Source organism: Halorussus sp. MSC15.2 (assembly GCF_010747475.1).
Classification (GTDB): Archaea; Halobacteriota; Halobacteria; order Halobacteriales; family Haladaptataceae; genus Halorussus.
Window position 1 is genome coordinate 36,294 of sequence record NZ_VSLZ01000003.1, and the last position, 20,561, is coordinate 56,854.

The 20,561-nt window shown below is 65.7% G+C and carries 25 protein-coding genes and 1 tRNA gene; 19 read left to right on the forward strand and 7 right to left on the reverse strand.

Annotated elements, in window-relative coordinates:
- The 5 genes from sufB (at position 1) to FXF75_RS11465 (ending at position 3,956) form a co-directional block, all read left to right on the forward strand.
- The gene (gene sufB / locus FXF75_RS11445) at positions 1-1,431 is read left to right on the forward strand and encodes a Fe-S cluster assembly protein SufB (protein ID WP_163522032.1); all 1,431 of its coding nucleotides are present in this window, start codon (positions 1-3) and stop codon (positions 1,429-1,431) included.
- On the forward strand, positions 1,428-2,639 hold the full coding sequence (gene sufD / locus FXF75_RS11450; RefSeq protein WP_163522033.1) for a Fe-S cluster assembly protein SufD: 1,212 nt from the start codon (positions 1,428-1,430) through the stop codon (positions 2,637-2,639). Before sufB ends, sufD begins: the two co-directional genes overlap by 4 nt.
- A gap of 158 nt (positions 2,640-2,797) precedes the next feature.
- Complete coding sequence (locus tag FXF75_RS11455) at positions 2,798-3,289, forward strand: ferritin-like domain-containing protein (RefSeq protein ID WP_163522638.1); 492 nt, start codon at positions 2,798-2,800, stop codon at positions 3,287-3,289.
- Positions 3,286-3,714, forward strand: a complete 429-nt coding sequence (locus tag FXF75_RS11460; protein WP_163522034.1) for a metal-dependent transcriptional regulator — start codon at positions 3,286-3,288, stop codon at positions 3,712-3,714. Before FXF75_RS11455 ends, FXF75_RS11460 begins: the two co-directional genes overlap by 4 nt.
- 138 nt (positions 3,715-3,852) lie before the next feature.
- Positions 3,853-3,956, forward strand: a tRNA-Gln gene (locus FXF75_RS11465).
- A gap of 123 nt (positions 3,957-4,079) precedes the next feature.
- Here FXF75_RS11465 and FXF75_RS11470 read toward each other — a convergent pair.
- Positions 4,080-4,778, reverse strand: a complete 699-nt coding sequence (locus FXF75_RS11470) for a haloacid dehalogenase type II (protein WP_163522035.1) — start codon at positions 4,776-4,778, stop codon at positions 4,080-4,082.
- 202 nt (positions 4,779-4,980) lie between these two features.
- Between FXF75_RS11470 and FXF75_RS11475 the strand changes: the two genes are divergently transcribed.
- The 4 genes from FXF75_RS11475 (at position 4,981) to FXF75_RS11490 (ending at position 7,403) form a co-directional block, all read left to right on the forward strand.
- Positions 4,981-5,190, forward strand: coding sequence for a hypothetical protein (locus FXF75_RS11475; RefSeq protein ID WP_163522036.1), 210 nt, complete (start codon positions 4,981-4,983; stop codon positions 5,188-5,190).
- 177 nt (positions 5,191-5,367) lie between these two features.
- Positions 5,368-5,667 (forward strand): hypothetical protein, encoded by a 300-nt coding sequence (locus tag FXF75_RS11480; RefSeq protein WP_163522037.1) that lies wholly within the window; start codon positions 5,368-5,370, stop codon positions 5,665-5,667.
- A 95-nt stretch (positions 5,668-5,762) separates the two neighbouring features.
- Positions 5,763-6,488, forward strand: a complete 726-nt coding sequence (locus FXF75_RS11485; protein WP_309221802.1) for an alanyl-tRNA editing protein — start codon at positions 5,763-5,765, stop codon at positions 6,486-6,488.
- Between the two features lie 204 nt (positions 6,489-6,692).
- Positions 6,693-7,403 (forward strand): HD domain-containing protein, encoded by a 711-nt coding sequence (locus tag FXF75_RS11490; RefSeq protein WP_163522039.1) that lies wholly within the window; start codon positions 6,693-6,695, stop codon positions 7,401-7,403.
- A 519-nt stretch (positions 7,404-7,922) separates the two neighbouring features.
- Here the strand turns inward: FXF75_RS11490 and FXF75_RS11495 are convergent.
- Together FXF75_RS11495 and FXF75_RS11500 are read right to left on the reverse strand one after the other, a co-directional pair.
- Positions 7,923-8,594: a LysE family translocator gene (locus FXF75_RS11495; protein WP_163522040.1), complete on the reverse strand. Its 672-nt coding sequence runs from the start codon at positions 8,592-8,594 to the stop codon at positions 7,923-7,925.
- A 107-nt stretch (positions 8,595-8,701) separates the two neighbouring features.
- Positions 8,702-9,439: a metal-dependent transcriptional regulator gene (locus FXF75_RS11500; protein ID WP_163522041.1), complete on the reverse strand. Its 738-nt coding sequence runs from the start codon at positions 9,437-9,439 to the stop codon at positions 8,702-8,704.
- A 171-nt stretch (positions 9,440-9,610) separates the two neighbouring features.
- On the opposite strand from FXF75_RS11500, the gene FXF75_RS11505 reads away from it, so the two are divergent.
- The 3 genes from FXF75_RS11505 to FXF75_RS11510 all read left to right on the forward strand — a co-directional run bounded on the left by FXF75_RS11505 (position 9,611) and on the right by FXF75_RS11510 (position 11,441).
- On the forward strand, positions 9,611-9,781 hold the full coding sequence (locus FXF75_RS11505; RefSeq protein WP_163522042.1) for a hypothetical protein: 171 nt from the start codon (positions 9,611-9,613) through the stop codon (positions 9,779-9,781).
- A 256-nt stretch (positions 9,782-10,037) separates the two neighbouring features.
- Entirely contained in the window at positions 10,038-10,163 is a 126-nt protein-coding gene (locus tag FXF75_RS23095; RefSeq protein WP_256567929.1) for a hypothetical protein, read from the forward strand.
- 129 nt (positions 10,164-10,292) lie between these two features.
- Entirely contained in the window at positions 10,293-11,441 is a 1,149-nt protein-coding gene (locus FXF75_RS11510) for a YncE family protein (RefSeq protein ID WP_163522043.1), read from the forward strand.
- Positions 11,442-11,470: 29 nt separating this feature from the next.
- Here FXF75_RS11510 and FXF75_RS11515 read toward each other — a convergent pair whose 3' ends face one another.
- The 4 genes from FXF75_RS11515 to FXF75_RS11525 all read right to left on the reverse strand — a co-directional run bounded on the left by FXF75_RS11515 (position 11,471) and on the right by FXF75_RS11525 (position 14,321).
- Entirely contained in the window at positions 11,471-12,664 is a 1,194-nt protein-coding gene (locus FXF75_RS11515; protein ID WP_163522044.1) for a threonine synthase, read from the reverse strand.
- A 116-nt stretch (positions 12,665-12,780) separates the two neighbouring features.
- Complete coding sequence (locus FXF75_RS11520) at positions 12,781-13,416, reverse strand: cupin domain-containing protein (RefSeq protein ID WP_163522045.1); 636 nt, start codon at positions 13,414-13,416, stop codon at positions 12,781-12,783.
- A 170-nt stretch (positions 13,417-13,586) separates the two neighbouring features.
- Positions 13,587-13,715: a hypothetical protein gene (locus FXF75_RS23100; protein ID WP_275897407.1), complete on the reverse strand. Its 129-nt coding sequence runs from the start codon at positions 13,713-13,715 to the stop codon at positions 13,587-13,589.
- A 243-nt stretch (positions 13,716-13,958) separates the two neighbouring features.
- Entirely contained in the window at positions 13,959-14,321 is a 363-nt protein-coding gene (locus FXF75_RS11525; RefSeq protein WP_163522046.1) for a group 1 truncated hemoglobin, read from the reverse strand.
- Between the two features lie 179 nt (positions 14,322-14,500).
- Between FXF75_RS11525 and FXF75_RS11530 the strand changes: the two genes are divergently transcribed.
- The 7 genes from FXF75_RS11530 to FXF75_RS11555 all read left to right on the forward strand — a co-directional run bounded on the left by FXF75_RS11530 (position 14,501) and on the right by FXF75_RS11555 (position 20,429).
- Complete coding sequence (locus FXF75_RS11530) at positions 14,501-14,869, forward strand: response regulator (RefSeq protein WP_163522047.1); 369 nt, start codon at positions 14,501-14,503, stop codon at positions 14,867-14,869.
- A gap of 66 nt (positions 14,870-14,935) precedes the next feature.
- A complete protein-coding gene (locus FXF75_RS11535; RefSeq protein WP_163522048.1) occupies positions 14,936-17,188 on the forward strand; it encodes an Hpt domain-containing protein in 2,253 nt (750 codons plus the stop codon).
- Between the two features lie 176 nt (positions 17,189-17,364).
- Positions 17,365-18,177, forward strand: coding sequence for a chemotaxis protein CheA (locus tag FXF75_RS22620; RefSeq protein WP_240334662.1), 813 nt, complete (start codon positions 17,365-17,367; stop codon positions 18,175-18,177).
- Between the two features lie 32 nt (positions 18,178-18,209).
- A complete protein-coding gene (locus FXF75_RS11545; RefSeq protein ID WP_309221803.1) occupies positions 18,210-18,353 on the forward strand; it encodes a chemotaxis protein CheW in 144 nt (47 codons plus the stop codon).
- On the forward strand, positions 18,350-19,057 hold the full coding sequence (locus FXF75_RS22625; RefSeq protein WP_240334637.1) for a chemotaxis protein CheC: 708 nt from the start codon (positions 18,350-18,352) through the stop codon (positions 19,055-19,057). The genes FXF75_RS11545 and FXF75_RS22625 overlap by 4 nt, the downstream gene beginning before the upstream one ends.
- Positions 19,058-19,326: 269 nt before the next feature.
- Positions 19,327-19,647: a hypothetical protein gene (locus FXF75_RS22630; protein WP_240334663.1), complete on the forward strand. Its 321-nt coding sequence runs from the start codon at positions 19,327-19,329 to the stop codon at positions 19,645-19,647.
- Positions 19,648-19,886: 239 nt separating this feature from the next.
- The gene (locus tag FXF75_RS11555) at positions 19,887-20,429 is read left to right on the forward strand and encodes a heme NO-binding domain-containing protein (RefSeq protein WP_163522050.1); all 543 of its coding nucleotides are present in this window, start codon (positions 19,887-19,889) and stop codon (positions 20,427-20,429) included.
- Positions 20,430-20,561: the final 132 nt, after the last annotated feature.

Sequence of the window (20,561 nt, forward strand, 5' to 3'; positions counted from 1 at the left end):
ATGAGTTCCGAACAAGACCAACTGAAAGAGACAAACACGGAAGAGCGCTTCGCGTTCAAGAAAGAGGAGAGCGCGGCGGTCAAATCCGGGAAGGGGCTGACCGAGGAGGTCGTGAACCTCATCAGCGACGACAAGGACGAACCCGACTGGATGCGCGAGCGACGCCTCCGCGCGCTCGAACACTACCACAACATGCCCCTGCCCACCGACTGGCCCGGGCAACCCGACCTCACCCAACTCGACATCGAAGAAATCGTCCCCTACATCCGCCCCGACGTCGACAAACGCGAAGGTGCCGATAGCTGGGACGACCTGCCAGAGGACATCCAAGACACCTTCGAGAAACTCGGCATTCCCGAAGCCGAGCGCAAGGCCCTCTCCGGGGTCGGTGCGCAATACGAGTCGGAGGTCGTCTACCAGAACATGCAGGAGCAGTGGGAGGAGAAAGGCGTCGTGTTCTGCAACATGGACGAGGCGGTCCGCGAACACGAAGACCTCGTCAAAGAGCACTTCATGACCTCCTGCGTTCCCCCGAGCGACAACAAGTTCGCCGCGCTCCACGGCGCGGTGTGGTCCGGTGGGTCGTTCGTCTACGTCCCCGAGGACGTAACTGTGGAGATGCCCGTCCAGGCCTACTTCCGGATGAACTCGGAAGGGATGGGCCAGTTCGAGCACACTCTCATCATCGCCGAAGAGGGCTCGGAGGTCCACTACATCGAAGGCTGCAGTGCGCCCAAGTACGGCAGCCACAACCTCCACTCCGGCGGCGTCGAAGTCTTCGTCGGCGAAGACGCTCACGTCCAGTACAGCACCGTGCAGAACTGGTCGAAAAACACCTACAACCTCAACACTAAACGCGCCCTCGTCGAGAAGGGCGGCCGCATGGAGTGGGTCTCGGGCAGCATGGGGTCGAAAGCCACCATGCTCTACCCCTGCTCCATCCTCAAGGGCCGCGGCGCCTCCGCGAACCACATCTCCATCGCGTTCGCGGGCGAAGGCCAGAACATCGACACCGGCGCCAAAGTCTACCACAACGCCCCGCGGACGAATTCGACTATCGAATCCAAGTCCATCAGTAAGGACGGCGGCCGCACCAACTACCGCGGTCTCGTCCAGATTTCGGAGGGCGCGACCGACTCCAGCACTAGCGTCGAGTGCGACGCGCTGATGTTCGACAACGACTCGGTCTCCGACACCATGCCCTACATGGAAATCGACGAGTCGAAAGTCGACGTCGCCCACGAGGCCACCGTCGGCAAAATCGGCGACGAAGACGTCTTCTACCTCCAATCCCGAGGGCTGGACGACGACGACGCCAAGCAGATGATTGTCTCCGGCTTCATCGAACCCATCACCGAGGAACTGCCTATCGAGTACGCCGTGGAACTGAATCGTCTCATCGAACTCGAAATGGAGGGGAGTCTCGGATGACTGCGACGCAGGTACACGAGACCATCTCGGAGGAGACGGTCCGACAGATATCCGACGAACTCGGCGAACCCGACTGGCTGCTCGAGACGCGTCTCGAGGCGCTCGACGCGCTCTCGGACCTCGACATGCCCGACGTGATTCGGACGCCCGGCCGCAACTGGACCAACCTCCACGCGCTCGACTTCGAGGGCTTCGTGGACCCGCTCGACGCTGCGGAGGAGAAAGACCAAGTCGGTCCCGAGGACGCCGAAGTCCTGTCCATCGCCGAGGCGGTCGAGGAGCGCGAGGACCTCCTGCAGGAACACTTCGGGTCGGTCGTCGACCCGCAGGAGAACTACCTGACCGCGCTCTCGACAGCGCTGTTCAGCACGGGCACGGTCGTCTACGTCCCGAAGAACGTGGACGCCGAGGACGTGACCATCCGGACCACGCAGAACTCCCAGTCGCTGTTCAACTACACGCTGGTCGTCACCGAGCAGTCGAGTTCGGTGACGATTATGGAGCGACAGGACACCGGCGAGGACGTCGAGGGCGACCGCTACTACAGCGGCGTGGTGGAAGTCGCCGCGGGCGAGAACAGCCACGTCCAGTACGGGTCGCTGCAGGACCTCGACGAGCAGACGTACAACTACACGCTCAAGCGCGGTGAGGCCGCCGACTACGCCACGGTCAACTGGATTGAGGGCAACCTCGGCTCCCGTCTCACCAAGTCCTCCGTCGAGACCGAACTGAACGGCGAAGGCTCGGAGACCAAGACGGTCGGGGCCTTCTTCGGTCATGACGACCAGCACTTCGACATCGCGGCCCGCGTCTGGCACAACACGGCCCACACCACCGCGGACCTCGTGACCCGCGGCGTGCTCGACGACGACGCCCGCTCGGTGTACGAGGGCGTTCAGGACGTCGGCCGCGAGGCGTGGGACACCAACTCCTACCAGCGCGAGAACACGCTGATGCTCTCCGACGAGAGCGAGGCCGACGCGTCGCCGAAGCTCATCATCAACAACCACGATACCGAGGCCAGCCACTCGGCCACGGTCGGCCAAATCGACGAGGAGGACATGTTCTACATGACCTCCCGCGGACTCGACGACGAGTCCGCTCGGAACATGCTGGTCGAGGGCTTCTTCGTCCCCGTCCTCGAAGAAATCGAGGTCGAGGAACTCGCCGAGGACCTCCAGACCAAGGTCCGCGAACGGCTTCGGTAAGCCGATTCGGCCCTCGCTGTTTCGCCAGCGGTGTCGCTGGACGTTCGTTCTCTCGTTTTTTCGTCTCGCTGTCGAGTTTAATCACATCTGTTAAGTCCCCCAGCGCCCCAGTTAGGCACGATGACTGACGTATCGCCGTTCGAGCGCGGGTGGTCGACGTGAGCGTCGGCCAGCGCGTCTCGACCGACCATCAACTCGCCCGCCTGCTCCAAATCGCGATGGTACTGGAGGAGGTCGTGGAAGTTCGCGCGGCGCGTCACTACGAGACGCTCTCGCCCGAGGAGCGCGACGAAGACGTCGAGGAACTGCTCGACGAGGCCCGCGAGGAGTCCGCGGCCCACCGAAAGCAACTGGAATCGCTCATCGACCAGTTGGACGCCGAAGCGGTTCCGCTCGAAGAAATCGAGATGCTGGTGGAGGGTCACTACGCCCAGACGGGACCGGAAGATTTCGACGGTGTCCTCTACGACCAACTCCACGGCGAGGAGACCGCCTACAAGTTCTACGACGACCTCATCGAGGCCATCGAGGTCAGCGACACCGAGTTCACCCTCGACCGCGAGGAGTTGCTTACTACGTTGAAGGCGATTCGCGAGGAGGAGGCCGAAGGCGTCGAGGAAGTGACCCAAGTGATGGAGGCCCGAGAATGAACACGGCAGACCAGTATCTAAAGGCGATTTATCTCGTGCAGAAGATGGAGAACGGTCCCGCTTCGACCGGCAGACTCGCCGACCGACTCGACGTGAGTCCCGCGAGCGTCAACGAGATGATTGGCAAACTTCAGGAGCGCGGTCTCGCCGACCACGAGAAGTACAAGGGGGTCAGCCTCACCGACGAGGGAATCGAGCAGGCCCGCGAGGCGCTCCAGACCTACTGCATCATCGAGCGCTTCCTCCACAACGTCCTCGAAGTCGAGGAGTTCCCGAGCGAGGCGAAAGCCCTCGAGAGCGTCATCGACGAGACCGTCGCGGAGCGACTCGACACCATCATCGACCGCGAACCCCAGTGTCCGGACTGTTTCGACGCCGAAGCCGACATGTGCGCCGAACTGGTCCGCGAAGGCGAAGCGGACTAATCTGTGGGTCCTTCTCGGTGGCTTTCTATTGCGATACGTTCAAGTGCGTCTTGCGATTATGTGGAAACGAAGTCCCGTGGTGGTGAGAGAATCCGGAGGATTCTCGACGCTCACGGGACGAGCGAACGACGTGAGCGAAGTCCCGTGGTGTAGTGGCCAATCATATGGGCCTTTGGACGTGGTGAGTTACGAGTCGCTACGGAAGATAGCCCATGACGGCGGTTCGAATCCGCCCGGGACTATTCTACTGCGAGCAAACGTGTGAACGACAGGTATTCCTCGTAACTACTCCACATCGTCGCGTCTGACGCTCACGACGAACCAGCAATCAGTGACGTCATCGACACACCCCCATCGCTACTGACTCAGGACAACCGGTCCGCGAGGTCGTGGAAGTCCTCCACGACGATGTCCGGGTCCGGACCTAACTCCTCGTGAGGAGCGTTCTCCTCCGGGCGCGAGAGCCACGCCGTGCGCATTCCGGCGTGTTTCGCTCCCCAAACGTCGCGCATGCTCCCGCCGGAGACGTGGAGTATTCTGTCGATTGGCGTTCCGACTCGCTCGGCGGCGTGGCGGTAGATAGCCGAGTCAGGTTTGTACACCTCGATTTCGTCGGCGCTTATGGTGTCGGTGACGATACCATCTAGGTCTGCGGTCTCGACGAGGTGGTCGAGCATCTCCGGATTCCCGTTCGAGAGGACGTACACCTCGTACCCTAAATCCGTGACGCGGTCGATTCCGTCGGTCACGTCTTCGAAGACGGTGAGTCGGTCCTCGTAGACCGTGCGTCGAATCCGGTCGCGGACGTCCGCAGAGACGTCGTACCCGTTCGCTTCGAGGGCGTATCGCAGTCCCTGCCCGACGAGTTCCCAGAACGGTCGATACTCGTCGATGTCGTTCGCGACCATCGAGTAGTTGATGTACTGCGACCGCCAGCGTTGGGACACCGTCTCGGCGTCGTCCATCCCGTCGACGTGTTCCTCTAGCGCTTCTATCTGGGAACCGACGTCCACGAGTGTGGTGTACGAATCGACCGTGACTGTCGTGACTGCTTCGGAGTCCATGTCGTAATCGCGCACCGCAAACGTCCATAATTGTTTGTCACTGTCGGAGTGACAGAGTTGCCGATAGAACCGCAACTCGTGCTCCCACCGCGTTCTCCAAGCACTCGGTTCCGAGGCGGAGAGGGAGTGTTCTCACGTTCAGTTCGTTGGCGCACCATCTGCAGTTACCTATTTCACGCCCAACGTTGACTAGTAGCATCCTATGTCCCTCCCCGTCGAACTCGCCGTCGGCGTCGTCCTGCTCGCGTGGGGGTTCGCGGACTACCTGTTTCCACAGACCGTCCTCCGCACGCAATCGAACCTCCTCAACGTCCCGCCCGAACCGGAGGAGTCGCTCGCCCGGCACAAACGGCGAGTCGGACTCGTCTGCATCCTCGCAGGTCTGCTAGCCGTCGTCGCGGCGGTCGGATGAGGGTGCTTACCGCGTTACAAACACTCTTTACACCCCACTTATATTCCCTCTATTCAAGGAGAAAATTATAAAGCGTCGTCAGGCGATACATAACAAAGCCACTACGCACTGTGGTTTCGCACGCATGGTCCCCACTCGTCTGCATCGCGCCGCCGACCGCCCGCCAACCGGAGAACGATGGAACTGACGTGGCTGGTAGCCTCGTCGATACTCCTCGTCAGCGTCGGGTACGGCTTCCTCAGGCGCGCTCGGCGAACCCGGGTCGTCTGCTGGACCCGACTCGGCGCGTCGCTGTTCGCTCTCGCCACGCGCGACCTGTTCCAGTCGCGCGAGCGGGGTCGGCCCGCCGCGTCGCCGGTCGGCGAGTCGGCGACGCGCGCCGAACGAACCCGCACCGAGCGAGCGCAGACCGACGACGAGCGACGGACCCCGCTCTTCGTCCGACTCCGTCGGCGAGTCGCCGGATGGCTCAACTGAACCGGGGATACCGCTGGAATCCGACACGAGCGACTCGACCGGCGTCCGTTTCCGCCAGCGGACCGATTAAGCGTCTCGAACGCCTTTGGCCGACCGTGACCGAGCAACGCTACCTCCCCGACGCCGACGACGTGACCGAGTTCGAGGCCACCGCGACCGAGGCGACCGACGACTACGTCGTCCTCGACGGGACGTACTTCTACCCGGAGGGCGGCGGCCAACCGGCCGACCGCGGCGAACTGTCTTGGGACGGCGGCAGCGCCGCGGTGACGAAGGTGCGGAAGAACCACGGCGACGTTCGCCACTACGTCGAGGACGTGGAAGGCGACCTGCCCGACTCTGGCGACCGAGTGCGGGGCGAAATCGACGCCGAGCGCCGCGAGGCCCACCGCCGGATGCACACCGCCCAGCACGTCGTCTCGCGCGTGGTCCTCGACGAGTACGGCGCGGCCACCGCCGGCAATCAGGTCCACGCCGACCGCTCGCGCATCGACTTCGAACCCGCGGAGTTCTCCGCGGCGGACGTGGAGCGAATCGAGCGCCTGTCAAACGAGGCCATCGAGCGTGACCTCGAAGTAACCAAGGCCGAGCGCCCGCGCGAGGAGGTCGAGGAGCGCACGGAGGAGGGTCGCGCACTGCTCGACCTCATTCCCGACCACGTGGACCCGCTCCGGGTGGTCGAAATCGAGGGCTTCGACTACTGCCCCTGCGGCGGGACCCACGTCGATAGCCTCGGCGACCTCGGCCGCGTCGAGATAACGAACCGGGAGTCGAAGGGCGAGGCGACCGAGCGCATCGAGTACGAACTGCGGAGGACGTAGCGAGGCCCGAATCACGTCTCGACGTATCGTGGAAAAAATACGACGAGGAGGTGATGGCCGGTCGCACGAACGGCGGGAGATTCCGGACGACGCCCCAAAAAACGCGTCTTCGGTTCGGAGTCCCATCGTCGTAAGCCTAAAGAGTCAATCATTCGTTTATACGAGTAAGAATGAGTACGGACATCTGCGAATCGAGGTGGTTCTGTGGGCGTCGAAATTAAGGAGTCGCCCGTCACGGACAGCGAATTCGAGGAGATGGAGGACTTCGTGTACGAGTATCTCGTCGCCAGCGTCGAGAACGAGGACGGCGGCGGCCGGATGCGGTGGTACCCGTGGCACTCCGCGGAGTACCGGTTCAACCACATCCTCAACGTCGTGGACCTCGCGGGCACCATCGCCGAGAAGGAGGGCGCGAACGTGGACGTGGCGCGCGTCGCGGCGCTGTTCCACGACATCGCCAAACTCGACGCCGACCAAGACGTTCACGCCGAGGAGGGCGCGCGCATCGCCCGGAAGTACCTCGAAACGCACGGCGACTTCCCGGAATCGTTCATCGAGGAGGTCTGCAAAGCGGTCGAGAACCACTCGTATCAGGGCGACCTGACCGACCTGCCGAAGGAGACCCAGTGTCTCATCGAGGCCGACCTGCTCGACAAGGTGGGCGCGAACGGCACCGCGCTGATGCTCCTGCGGATGGGCTACGAGGCCCGCACCCACATGGACGCCGCGGAGATGGTCGACAGAGTGATGGAGCGCGGGAAGGACGCCACCAAGCGGGTCCAGACCGAGACCGCGGAGGGAATCGCACACAGGCGTCTGAAGCGCGTCAAGTGGTTCCGAGAGTGGCTCGAAGAGGAGGTGCCGGAGATGGACTGCGAGGAGTCGCCCGACCGCCGGACGCAACGACGACCGTAACGAGGCCGCGTTCGGGTCCAGAATCGGCCGCTTTTCGCCGCCCGAGCAGTGGCTTCCGTCGCGACGAATGGACGGGGAAATCACCGCAGTAGTACTTCGAACGTAACTGTTCGGCACTTACCGCGACACGGCTAGCTACTCCTCGAGCGACACGGCTAGCTACAGCGCGAACGACACGGCTAGCTACTGCTTGAACAGAGGAGTCCGGCACCGTCACTGCACCGCGACACCGCGACCGGCACTGCGACCGCACAACACCCACCACGACACCACAGCACCACCGCGACCGCACGGCACCGCCACCGCGCCCCGTTCCTCCCCGCTTGCACGCTCGGTAGCGCCCGCACCGCGACGCGCTGCCGAGCGAGCGGCGCGTCCCGTGGACTGTGACGATTCACGAAACGGGGGACGGCGAGAATCACGAAACGGGGGACAGCGACGGTCCGCGAAATTGGGAAACAGCGGGGACGCACGAGATGGGCGTGGTGCAGTGCGGTGAGGTGGTTCAATCGGTCTCGGCTACGCCAGCATCCCGCCGGCCTTCGAGAGGAACGAGAGACCCGCGAGCGCGAGGACCACCGCGCTGAGGTAAGCGACGGCGGGCGCGAACGCGTCCACGCGTCGCCCGACCGTCACCAGCGCGGCAGGGAATCCCGTAATCCAGAGTGCGATGCCGCCGAAGAAGCCGACCACGATGACCGGGCTTCCCGTCGATATCGTCAGACCGCCGAGCGCGTCGAGCGCGAACGTGCCGGGGTCGAGCAGGCCCACGCCCGCCGTGAGCCACCAGAGAATCTGGTAGGGGTTGGTCAGCGCCAGCACGAACGCCTTCCGGAAGCCCTTGCTGTCGCCCCCGGTCGCCGCGCCGCCGTCCGCGGCGGCGTCGCCGCCGAACGCCGCGCTGGCGTCGGCGACCGTCCCGTACGCGAAGTACAGCATCAGCAGGCCGCCGACGCCGAACAGCACGCTCTGGACCACCGGAACGTCGCGTACTACCGTAACGACACCTAGCAGCGCGAGAACGAAGAAGCAGGCGTCGGCCGACATCGCGCCGAGACCGGCGCGGAACCCCGACCCCCATCCCCGGAGGACGCTCTCCTCGGCGATGATGGCGTTCATGGGGCCGGGCGGGGCCGCCAGCGAGAGTCCGAGCGCGACCCCCGCCAGCGCCGACGCGACTGCTTGAAACATCGCTCGAAGGTAGGGACCCCGGCCGAGAAAAAACTGTCTCTCCGTGGAGAACTCGGGCCGAGTCGCTCTCGGAGACCGCCGTGGGCCGAGTCGCCACCGCGCGTTCCTCAGGGTTTGAGGCCCTGCGCGTCCCCGCTGGATTCGTTCCCGGCGTCGTCGGTGTCGATTTCGTCGCGCTCGTCCGCGGGCCGCACCCGGATGGAGCGCGCGACGTTCTCTGGGAGGCTCTGTTCGCGCTCGTCGCCGTCCCCGACTCGGACCGTCACCATCCCGAACGGCGCGACGTCCAGCACGTCGAGTTCGGTCCCGGGCGCGATGCCCGCGTCCGCGAGGTAGCGCAGTTCCTCCTCGTCGCGGTCGCTGACCCGGGCGACCACGAGTCGGTCGCCGGAGTCGTGGTCCGAGAGCGGCGTGGTGTCGTCCGTTTCGAGCGGTGCGAGGTCGGCGCTCGGGATGGGGTCGCCGTGGGGGTCCACCTCGGGGTCGCCCAGCGCGTCGGCGACCCGCTGTTCGAACTCCTCGCTGATGTGGTGTTCGAGGGTGTCGGCCTCCTCGTGGACCTCGCTCCACGAGTAGTCGAGGTGTTCGGTCAGGTACGACTCTAGCAGGCGGTGGTGACGGAGCACTTCGAGCGCCACCGTCTCCCCCTCCGCGGTGAGTTCGACCCCCTTGTACTTCTCGCGCTCGACCAGCCCTCTGTCTTCGAGTTTCTCCACCATGCTCGTGACCGTCGGCGGCGTCACGTCGAGGTAGTCGGCGATGGCCGAGGTCGAGACCGGCCCGCCGTCCTCCTTCTGGAGGGCGTATATCGATTTCAGGTAGTCTTCCATCACGTCGCTCAACATTTCCCGTCCGGATTTAGCCGCGTCTAAAACTTATATTTGTCCCGTCCCGGCCGAGGCTCCGAGGGAGTCGCCGGTACGGCGTGACTACGCCGAGTTAGCGCGGGAAAACGCCGTCTCGGCGGCGCGAGTAGACGGCGTATAACTAACCGACGGGACGCGGTTTTACGGGACATGTCGCACATCGAGACGCGTATCGGGTGTCCGAACTGCGACGGGCGGGCCGTCGAAGTCGCCACAGACGGCGGCGAACCCGACCCGGCGTTCCGAGACCCCGACCGACTCACGGGGACGACAGTGGACTGTAGCAACTGCGGCGACGAGTTCGAAGTGTACTACTACTGACCCCCGATTTCGAGCCAGTCCCCCTGTTCGATACGGTCCGGTGCCGCCCAGCGGAGTTCAGTTCTTCCCAGTCCGACTCGATTCGACCGAGTGCCGGTCGGTCCGACCCGGTACACTCGGTTCGATTCGATACTTCCGGTCGCTTCTCCGGCCTCGCTTACGAACGAGTAGCCCCGGCGTATCCACGGGTAAACCGCCTGTACTCCCGGGTAGACGGCGTATAGTAATGGCCGGGTGCCACGTAGCGGCGGACACGATGTCAGAGACCGAGACGAGCGAACGAATCACCGCTCACTTCCACGACGGGAACCTCGAACTCCGGTCGAAGGAGTCGCCCGACGCGTGGATAATCGCCGAAGAACCGGTCAGCGTCGAACGGTAGCGAAATCTCCGAACTGTCCGCGTGTCCTCGCCGACGAGTCGGGGCACCGACCCGGGCAATCGAACGCACAGACTCGATACCACAATAGCGAGCCAGTAACCCTATTGAAACGAGCGTCTTCGAATCGGTGTGAATCTGGGGAAATACGCGAACCGACGCGACGTGCTTCGAACCGTCGGCGGACTCGGAGGGACTGCACTGGTCGGCGGCGTCGCCGCGGCACAAGACGGCGGGACGACCACTCCCGGCGGCGGAGGGACGACGACGGAGGGCGGCGACCAGACGACGACCGAGACCAACGGGCGGGCGACCGACCGGCCGCTGGTCGTCACCTGTCGCCTCGACGACTCCGTCGCGCTACTGAATCAGGAGACCAAGGAGATATTCGCCGAGATACCCGTCGGGAAGGAACCGCTGTACTGTGCGGTCTCGACCGACGGCGAACTCGCCTACGCTCCGAACACCGCGTCCGCCGACGTCTCGGTGGTGAACGTCGAGCAGCGGGAGGAGGTGAAGCGAATCCCGCTCGACGCCGCGCCGCGCGGCGTCAACGTCCACCCGGAGAACGACGACGCGTTCGTCGAGGTGGCGGGCGCGAATCAGGTTGCGGTAATCGACAGCGAGAACCTGGAGGTGCGCGAGACCATCGACGTCGGGAAAGCGCCGCACAACATCGTCTTCGACGCGGAGGCCGGGTTCGCGTACGTCACGAATCAGGGAGGGAACAGTCTGGGGTTCATCGACCTCCAGTCGCTGGAGATGGTAGACCAGGTTCCGGTCGCCAAAGCGCCGCACAACCTCCACGTGGACCGGGAGCGCAACGTCGTCTACACCGCCAACGCGCTCTCGAACGACGTGGGGATAATCGACGTGGAACAGCGCGAACTGCTGAAGAAGCGGCCGCTGACAGACCAGAACGCCGACATCCACGCGACGCAGAACGGCGAGAAGATATTCGTCGCCGGAGTCCAGTCCGACGCGGTGACGGTCTACCGGGCGCCCGACGACCCCGCCGAAGGCGAGTACCGGGTCGCCGACATCGTCACGGTCGAGGACCAAGACGAGATACGACCCCCGCTCCCCGAGCGCGACTTCGTGCCGCCGGGTCTCGGCCCGCACGGCTGTTTCGTCTCGCCCTACCGCAACGAGGTCTACGTCACCATCACCGGGCGCGACCAGTTGGTCGTCATCGACACCGAGACCCACGAGATAACAGACCGGGTCTCGACGCCGACGTACCCGTTCTTCTCGGACGTGCAGTACGACTCAGGGAACTGAGGCCGACTACTATCCTCGCGCGTTCCCGTTCAGACGCCCTTGCTCATCAGGTGACTGCGGAGGACGTCGTCGTCCTTGTTGCCCGCGCCGGTGTTGAGCAGAACGACGGTGTCGTCCTCGTCGAACTCCCCGCGTCGGGCGAGTTCCCACGCCCCGCTGGCGGCCGCGGCGCAGGTCGCGCCCATCTCAAGCCCCTCGTGCTGGGCCACCGTGACGGCGCTGTCCAGAATGTCGTCGTCGGACGTTGCGACCGCGCCCCCGTCGCTCTCGCGGAGGGCGTCGAGAATCAGGGGACTCGCGCCGGGGTCGGGAATCTCGATGCCGCCGCAGATGGTGTCGGGCGTCTCCCAGACGTCGTGGACCTCCTTACCTTCGTCGAACGCCTCGACGATGGGCGCGCAACCCGACGACTGGGCCGCGTACATCGCCGGAATCTCGTCGGTCAGGCCCAACTCTCGGAGTTCCTTCGCGCCCTTGTGCATCCCGACCAGACCGACGCCGCCTCCGGTCGGGTAGACCACGGCGTCCGGGACCTCCCAGTCGTTCTGCTCGACGATTTCGTAGAGCATCGTCTTCTTGCCCTCGTGGCGGTAGGGCGTCTCGAACGTCTTCACCGAGTACCAGTCGTCGTGGTCGGCCATCGCGTCGGCGTAGGCGTCGGCGGCGTCGCCGATGCGCCCCTCCACGATGGTCATGTCGCCGCCGTGGACGTTGACCATCGCCTTGTTGGTGAATCCGGCCCGCGACGGTAGGAAGACGTGGGAGTCGAGTCCGGCGCGGGCGGCGTAGGCCGACGCGGCCTGTCCGGCGTTGCCCGCGGAGTTGAGCGCCACGTCGGTGGCGCCGTGCTGGACGGCCGCCGTAATCGCGGCGGTCTGGCCGCGGTCCTTGAACGTCCCGGTCGGATTGCGGCCCTCGTCTTTGAACAGAACGCGGCCGACGCCCAGTTCGTCGGCGAGCGTCGGGCACTCCACGAGTTGGGTCGCGCCCTCGTCCATCGTCACCGCGGCCGACTGCGGGAACGGGAGGAGTTCCTCGTAGCGCCACATCGACTCGAACGAGCGGGAGTCGAGGTCCTCGCGCGTCAGGTCGATGGCCTCGTAGTCGTAGTCGGGGTCCAGAATCCCGTCGCAGTCGGGACAGCGGTGGGTGGTCTCCTCGGCGTCGAACGTCTCGCCGCAATCGACACACGTCAGGCCGACGAACGCGTCGGTAGTCTCCATGGGCGGCAGTTCGGAGTCGAGCGACAAATCCCTACTCCTTTCGGCCTCGGTCGCACCCGACGCCGGGACTCGGGGAGTCGCCTCGGTCGCGACGCCGAGCGAGCGCTCCGACGACGCTACTCGCCGAACGGCGTCCTCGCCCGGGCACCGCAGTCCGGACAGACAACGGCCGTCTCGGCGTTCGCGCTCGGCGGGTCCGGCTCCGCGCCGTCGGACGACGCGAGCGTGACCCGCATCTCGCGGCCGCAGTCCGGACAGCCCTCGGGGACGTTCTCGGCGCCGCAGTCCGGACAGACGAGACTCGTTCCGGTCTCGTCCCACGTCGGTCGCAGTTCGCCGTGGCCGCACTCCGGACACGCGAGCGGAACGCGCACGTCCTCGCCGTCGCGCGGTGCCCCGATAGCGAGGGCCACGAGGTCGTCGCCGTCCGAGTCAGCCTCGGAGACGGCGTTCCTGCCCGACTGGTACTCCCCGGGAGCGAACCTGACGGCTTCGCCCTCCGCGACCGTGACCTCACCGGCCTCCTCGCGTTCCGGTCCCAGCGTCTCGAAGGTCGCTTCGCCGTCGAGGACGAGGAAAATCTCTTCCTGGTCGGCGTGGGCGTGGAGTCCGCCGGGGAACCCGTCTCCGGGAGCGACTCGGTAGCGATTGACCGCCACGTCGGTCGCGCCGAGCGGTTCGGTCAACCCGCGGCGCTCGGCGTCGTCTCCGAACGCCCTCGCCTCCACCGCGTCGATGGCGACTCGCTCCATGCTCGCCGGTTCGGTCGGCGGGGGCAAATCGTTTCGGTCGCGCGAACCGAGCGACCGGTCGTCTCGGAATAGATGTCGAAGAATGGTCTCGGTATCCTGCGGCGGACCGTCCCTCCGGCGGGGACGCTACCCGACCCGGAAGCGCCGTGGTCGTCCGGGAGAACTCCTGCTCACCACTCCTCGCGCGGCGGAAGTTCCTCGCCACAGCGCCGGCAGTACTGCATCGGTGCGTTCGATGCGCGCTCCTCGCTGTCGACGGTGGCTTTCCGGCCGCAGTTCTGGCATTCTATCTTCGTCATCGTTCGGACTCCTGTCGTCGGCGTCGGCCCGACGGCGAGTGAAGAACGTCGAACGATACGACGCCGAGTATGATAAACCTAGCCACGGTATCGCGGCGACAAACCGAGTCCCGCTCAGGTCGGTCATCACACCGAGAAGTTATGCGACGCACTGCGACGAAGTATGTTCAGAACTTCACTCGTCCGGAATCACAACCCCCTCGAAACGTTCACTCTAACTACATTATCGCAGTAGTGACACCCTCAGTCGGCCGAGACGATGGCGGGTTCGAGTTCGGCCACCGCGGCGACCACCTCCCTGCGCTCGGACTCCGGTACGTCGAAGGCCGCGAGAGACTCGTCGAGGTGGGTGGCGATTATCTCGAAGTCCCGCCCGTCGATGTCGAGGTGGGCGTGGGCCGTCGAGAGGTTCGCTCCGTCGTACTCGACCGGTCCGCCCGTCACGGACGCGAGAAACTGAGTCTGGTGTGCCCGAAGCGCCGACACGTCGGTGTCGTCGAAGAAGTGCTCGACGCGCTGGTCGTCGAGGACGCGGTCGTAGAACTCCTCGACGACGGCCGAGATGGCGTCTCGGCCACCGAGGCGCTCGTAGAGGGTCTCGGACATGTGTACACCAACACAAATATTCAGGGTGCTTAAATTTATTGGCCGAGAATCGCTATTTCACCTAACTGAATAACCAGATAAAGCGTCAGGTCTAACGAACTATCGGATTTCTTGGTATCCTGCCGGGGAATAGTATTTTATACTTCGCACGGAAGCGCATAAATGATGAGTAACACGCCATGAAGACCGGGATTCTCATCGTGGACGACTCGGAGTTCATGCGACAGCGAGTGAAGAGCGCGCTCGCGGACGACGAGTATCGAATCGTCGCCGAGGCGCCGAACGGCGCGTGGGCGATTCAGAAGTACAAGGAGAACGCCGAGGACATCGACCTCATCTTGATGGACATCGTAATGCGGAAGGCCAACGGCCTGAAGGCCACGGCCGCCATCAAGAAACTCGACGACGACGTTCGGGTCGTCATGTGTACCAGCGTGGGCCAGCGACAGAAGATACAGTTGGCCGCGCGGGCCGGTGCCGACGCGTACATCACGAAACCCTTCGAGGACGAGGAACTCACCGACGCCATCGACGGGGTGGTCGTCTGATGGGCGGGGAGAGACCCGAACGCCCGAACCAGCGCCTTCGACGCGGGACCTCGCGGAGGTGCAGGGATGGCCCCGACTGACGACGCCTTCTTTCGGGAAGCCAAGTCCCAGATTCGCGCGCTGAACGACGGCCTGCTCGCCGTCGAGGGCGACGACGGTGACGCGGCCGTCGCCGAACTGTTCCGCGTCGCCCACTCGCTCAAGGGGTCGTGTCGGACGCACGGACTCGACGAGGCGGGCGAACTCGCCCACGCCGTCGAGGACGTCCTCGACGCGATTCGGAGCGGCGAGGTCGCTCCGACGCCGACCCTCGTAGACGAGGCGCTCGGGACGGTGGACCTGCTCGAAGCGACGGTCCGCGCCGCCGCGGTGGGCGAGGAGCGACCGGGCAGCGTCGAGGCGACGCTCGAATCGCTCCGGGCCGCACTCGACGAGGCGCGCGCCGAGACCGACGACACGGACGCGACGCTCGGGTCCGCGGTGTCGCCGCCCTCCGCCGCCGACGAATGGGACCCCGCAGACGACGACCTGAGCGACGACGTGGTTGCGGCGCTCGAAGACACGACCGAGTTCGACGACCTCGACGCGCTCCTCGACGAGATGGACGACCCGGAGGGCGAGGAGGAACTCGACGGGTGGGGACTCCTCGACGATGGCGACGCCGACGCGGGTGCGCCGGGGGCCGACGCCGCGGCGGTCGCCGAAGACACCTCCGCTACCGAAGACTCCCCGAACGACGCGGGGTCAACGAGGGACGACTTCGCCGACGCGGCCGAATCGACCACCCAACCGAGGAGGGCCGAGACGCCCGACGAACCGTCCGCGTTCTTCGAGGAGACCAAATCCCGGATAGACGACGAGGAGAGCATTGACACCCTGCAGGAGGACATCGACGCGGTCGAGTTCGGCGAGTTCGACGACGAGGACAGTTACACCATCGAGGAACTGATGGACCTCGACCCCGACGAGGGGGCGGCGGACGACCGACCCGAGTCGGAGACGCCGGACGCGGGCGTCGAATCCCCAGAAACGTCGGACGCCGGCGAGATTCCGAGCGCGGACGAAATGGTGGACGCCGAACCGGCAATCGAGCAACCCGCGGACGGTGACGACTCGCTGGATGTCTCGGCCGACCTGCTCGGTTCGGGAGTCGCAGAATCGAACGCGGACGGTGAGGCGTCTGCCGAGGAGTCGTCGGACGCCGCGGACTCGGTCGGCGACCCCCTCGGTCTCGCGGACGCCGACCCGTCGCCGGACGACCCGAGCGATTCGGCCGACGCGTCCGGCGGGGCCGACGACACCGACGAGTCGCCGGAACTCCCCGAGAGCGGCGCGACCAACACGTTCGTCTTCGGGGCGGAGTCCGCGGACGACGGAGCCGACGACGAACCGACCTCGGCCGTCGAGTCCGAATCTGACGCGACGGCGAGCGCAGATTCCGGAGTCGATTCGACGCCGGAGGCGGACGACGAACGACCGATACGGTCGAAGTGGATTCTGTCGGCTCGCCCGAACCCGCAGACGCGTCCGAGTCCGTGGATGCGGACGCGCCCGCCTCTGCCGACGCGCCCGACCGAGCGGACGCGTCTGCGGGTGCGGACTCGGTCGCGGACGCCGCCGAACCGGGCGATGCAGAACCCTCCGACCCCGTGGAATCGGCCGACCACCCGGACGCGCCCGATTCCACGGACACGCCGGAGTCTGCGGACGTATCGCAGTCGGCTGATTCACCTGACTCTGCGGACGAATCGGAGTCCGGGGACGCGACCGACGAGGCGGCCGACGCCGCGGCGGTCCCGGAGGGCGCCGATTCGGTTCCCGACGCCGACTCGGTTCCGGACCCCGACTCGCTCCCTGACGCAGAATCCGTTCCGGACGCCGATTCACTTCCAGACCCCGATTCCGTTCCGGACGCCGACTCCCTCCCAGAACCCGACTCCCTCTCGGACGCGGATTCGCTTCCGGACGCCGAGTCGGTCCCCGACGCCGACTCGATGCCCGAGACCGACCTCGGCGTGGACCTGTCGGACGACTTCGACGCGGACCTCGGGGACGAGGCGTCCGGGGGACTCGGCGGCGACGACGCGGCCGGGACCGAGATGGACGTCTCCGTGGACGACGAGATGGCCGAGTTCGAGTCGCGGTTCGGCGACCTGCTCGGCACCGGGCCGGGGGCCGACGACGGCGACGACGAGGGCGCGGTGTTCCGGTCGGCGGTGGCCACCATCGAGGAGAGCAGACTCGACGCCGACGAGTTCCCGACCGCTGGCGGCGACCGACCGGACGACGCCCGCGAGTTCGACCGCCTGCAGGCGATGACCGTGGACGTGGACACCGCGGACAAACTGCTCGACGTCGCCGAGGAACTGTCGCTGTCGCACCTCCGACTCGACGAGGCGGTCGGTCCCGACACCGACGAGGCCATCCGCGAGGAGGTCTCGAACCTGCTCCGGGTCGTCACCGACTACCGCCGGACGGTCATGGACGTGCGCCTGATGCCCCTCGAAACCGCCATCGACGCGATTCCCCGGACCGTCCGGGACGTGGCGCGCTCGCAGGGCAAGGAGGTCGAACTCGTCGTGAGCGACGCCGACGTGGAACTCGACCGCTCCATCGTGGACCGACTCAGGGACCCGCTGGTCCACCTCGCGCGCAACGCCGTGGACCACGGCATCGAGTCGCCCGAGGAGCGCGAGGCGGTCGGCAAGGCCCCGGAGGGCACCGTCGCCATCTCGGCCGAGCGAGTCGGCGACGAGGTGGTCGTGGAACTCTCGGACGACGGCCGGGGCGTCAACGCGCAAGCGGTCCGGGAGCGCGCCGTCGAGAACGGCGTCGTCACGCCCGCGGAGGCCGAGCAGTTGAGCGACGACGAGACCTACGACCTGCTCTTCGAACCCGGCTTCACCACCAGCGAGGAGGTGACCGACGTGAGCGGGCGGGGCGTGGGCATGGACGTGGTGAACCGGACGGTGGCCGACCTCAACGGCAGCGTGACGGTGGAGAGCGACCCCGGCGTCGGGACGACGGTGCGACTGCGGGTCCCGGTGTCCATCGCGCTGACCGAGGTGCTGTTCGTGGAGGCGGCCGACCAGACGTTCGGCGTCCCGATGGCCGCGGTCGAACAGATTACCGCCGCGCCGCCGGTCGAGGAGGTCGAGGGGCGCGAGGTCGTCAGGCGCTCGAACCTCGACCTCGTGGGCGGTCTGCCCGAGGGCGTCGAGGCCGACGACGCCTACCCCTTCGTGCGACTGGCGTCGGCGCTGGACCTCGACGCGACGCGGACCGGCCGACCGACGACAGCCAGATAATCTGGATTCGGGGCGAGACCGGGCGACTCGCGGTGCGGTGCGACCGCGTGGTCGCGTCCCAAGAGGTCGTGGTCCGGCCCTACGGCGACCTGCTCCGAGACGTGCCCGGCGTCAGCGGCGCGACGACGCTCGGCGACGGCGAGGCGGTCAACGTACTGGACGTGGCAACCCTATGAAACTCGACGTAGACACTCTCGGCACGTTCTACGAGATGGCCCGAGAGGGGGCCGGACTCGCGGCGAATCGGCTGAGTTCGATGACCGACATCCCGGCGCGCGTGGACGTGACCCACCTCAACTTCACGCGGGACGCCTCCATCGCCCGCGAGTTGACCGACACCGAGTGGGTCGGCATCCGGGTCCGCCTCTCCGACGGGTTCGGCGGCACCTCGGTCCTGCTGTTCGACCGGGAGAGCGCCGAGACCATCGCGGCGGCGGTCATCGACGACATCCCGACCGTCGAGGACGGGACGCTCCACGACAGCACGGTGACCGAAATCGCCCAGATAATGAACAACGGGTTCGTGGACGGGTGGGCCAACGTGCTGGACACCAACATCGACGTCTCCGCGCCGACGTACGTCTCGGCCGACACCCCCGACGAGTTCCTCGCGGACTCGGCGCTCTCGCTCGCCGACGAACAATCGCCGGAAGACGAGGGGTCCGTCGGCGTGCCGGCGACGAGTTGGCGGTGCTGTTCCGCAACAACCTCGAAGCGGTGGGTGAGCGACTCACCTTCAGACACTACCTCGTTCCCGACACCGACACGGTCCAGCGCCTGTTCCGGGCGCGGAGCGAGGAGCGCGCCATCGAGTTCAAGAAACTGGTCGGGTTCGACCGCATCGCCCAGCGCGGGGCGACGCAGGTGGCGAACAACCTGACCCAGATGACCGACATCGAGATGGACGTGGACATCCGGCGCATCAACTTCATCTCGCTCGACGCTATTCCCAGCGAGGTCTCGACCGAGCGCATGATAGGCGTGGCGTTCAGTTTCGCCGGGATGCCCAGCGGCTACCTCCTGTTCCTGTTCGACGAGGAGTCGGCGGAGACGCTGGTGAGTCGGAGCGTCGAGACCCACACCGCGGCGGGTCTCGGGGAGTTCGAACGCGACGCGATACAGGAACTCTCGAACGTGATGGCCAGCGGGATGCTCGACGGGTGGGCCAACCTGCTGGACACCACCATCGACCACTCGACGCCCGCCTACGCCCACGACATGGGCGCGGCGGTGGTGGACCCCCTCGTCGTGGGTCTCGGAGAGTCACAGGAGTTCGCGTTCGTCTTCGACACCCGAATCGAGGCGGTCGATACCGAGGTGGACCTCGACATCTACGTCATCCCGGACGAGGCCGACCTCCGGGCCGCGCTCGGCGAGTTCGACATGGGTCGGGTCGCCGACACCACCCCGGAGGCCGACACCGACCTCTCCGAACAGGACGTGGACCTCGACTACTGGGAGTCGCTCTGAGGTCGGCACTCGTCTTTCGGGAGTTCCCGTCTCCCGGACCACGGCGACCTTCGAATCGACGATTCGTCGCGCGAACGGCCAGAACAGTTATAGGATGCGTCCGAATCCGATTAAATCATGTGTCATCCCCGGAGGGTTCGAAAGACAGTCCCGAATCGACGTCCGCGACGCGGTGTCGTCGGGGCCGGACCCGCGCACGTCTCCGCGAGCCGACCTGTCGAAGGACGGTGGAAGTAGCCGTGCATGGCATCGTACTGAAGGGTCTGAAAGACTTCGTGACCACCGAGTACGACCGCGAGGCGTGGCGCGGGATACAGGACGGCGCGGGTCTCGAAGGAAAGGTGTACGTCCCCGTGACCGAGTACGAGGACGCCGACGTCCTCGCGCTGGTGGAGGCGGCCGCCGACGCCACCGGCGAGGACGTCCCCGACCTGCTCGACGCGTTCGGTCGGTTCCTCGTCCCGCCGCTGGTCGAGACGTACGGCGTCCACGTCGCGGCGGAGTGGACCGGTCTCGAACTCGTCGCCAACGTCGAGACGTACATCCACGAGGCCCTGCGCGCCAAGCAGTTGTCCACCTACACGCCGCCGGCGCTGTCGGCGGAGTGGGTCGGCGACGACCGAGTCGCGGTGACCTACACTTCCGAGCGCGAACTCTGCGCCCTCGCCGTGGGTCTGCTCCGCGGTATCGAGACCTACTACGACGAGCAGTACCGAATCGAGGAGCAAACGTGCATGTTAGACGGCGACGACCGGTGTGAAATCCTCGTCACCCGGCAGTGACCGCCGACAGTCGGTAACGCTGCGGCCGCGAATCTTGTGGATATTCTAAAAGGACGCGGCGTCAGTTGATTTTTCCTTTCTCCTACATTTTATAACCTATCGGTCATGTTGCGTGAAGATTTATTACGCTAT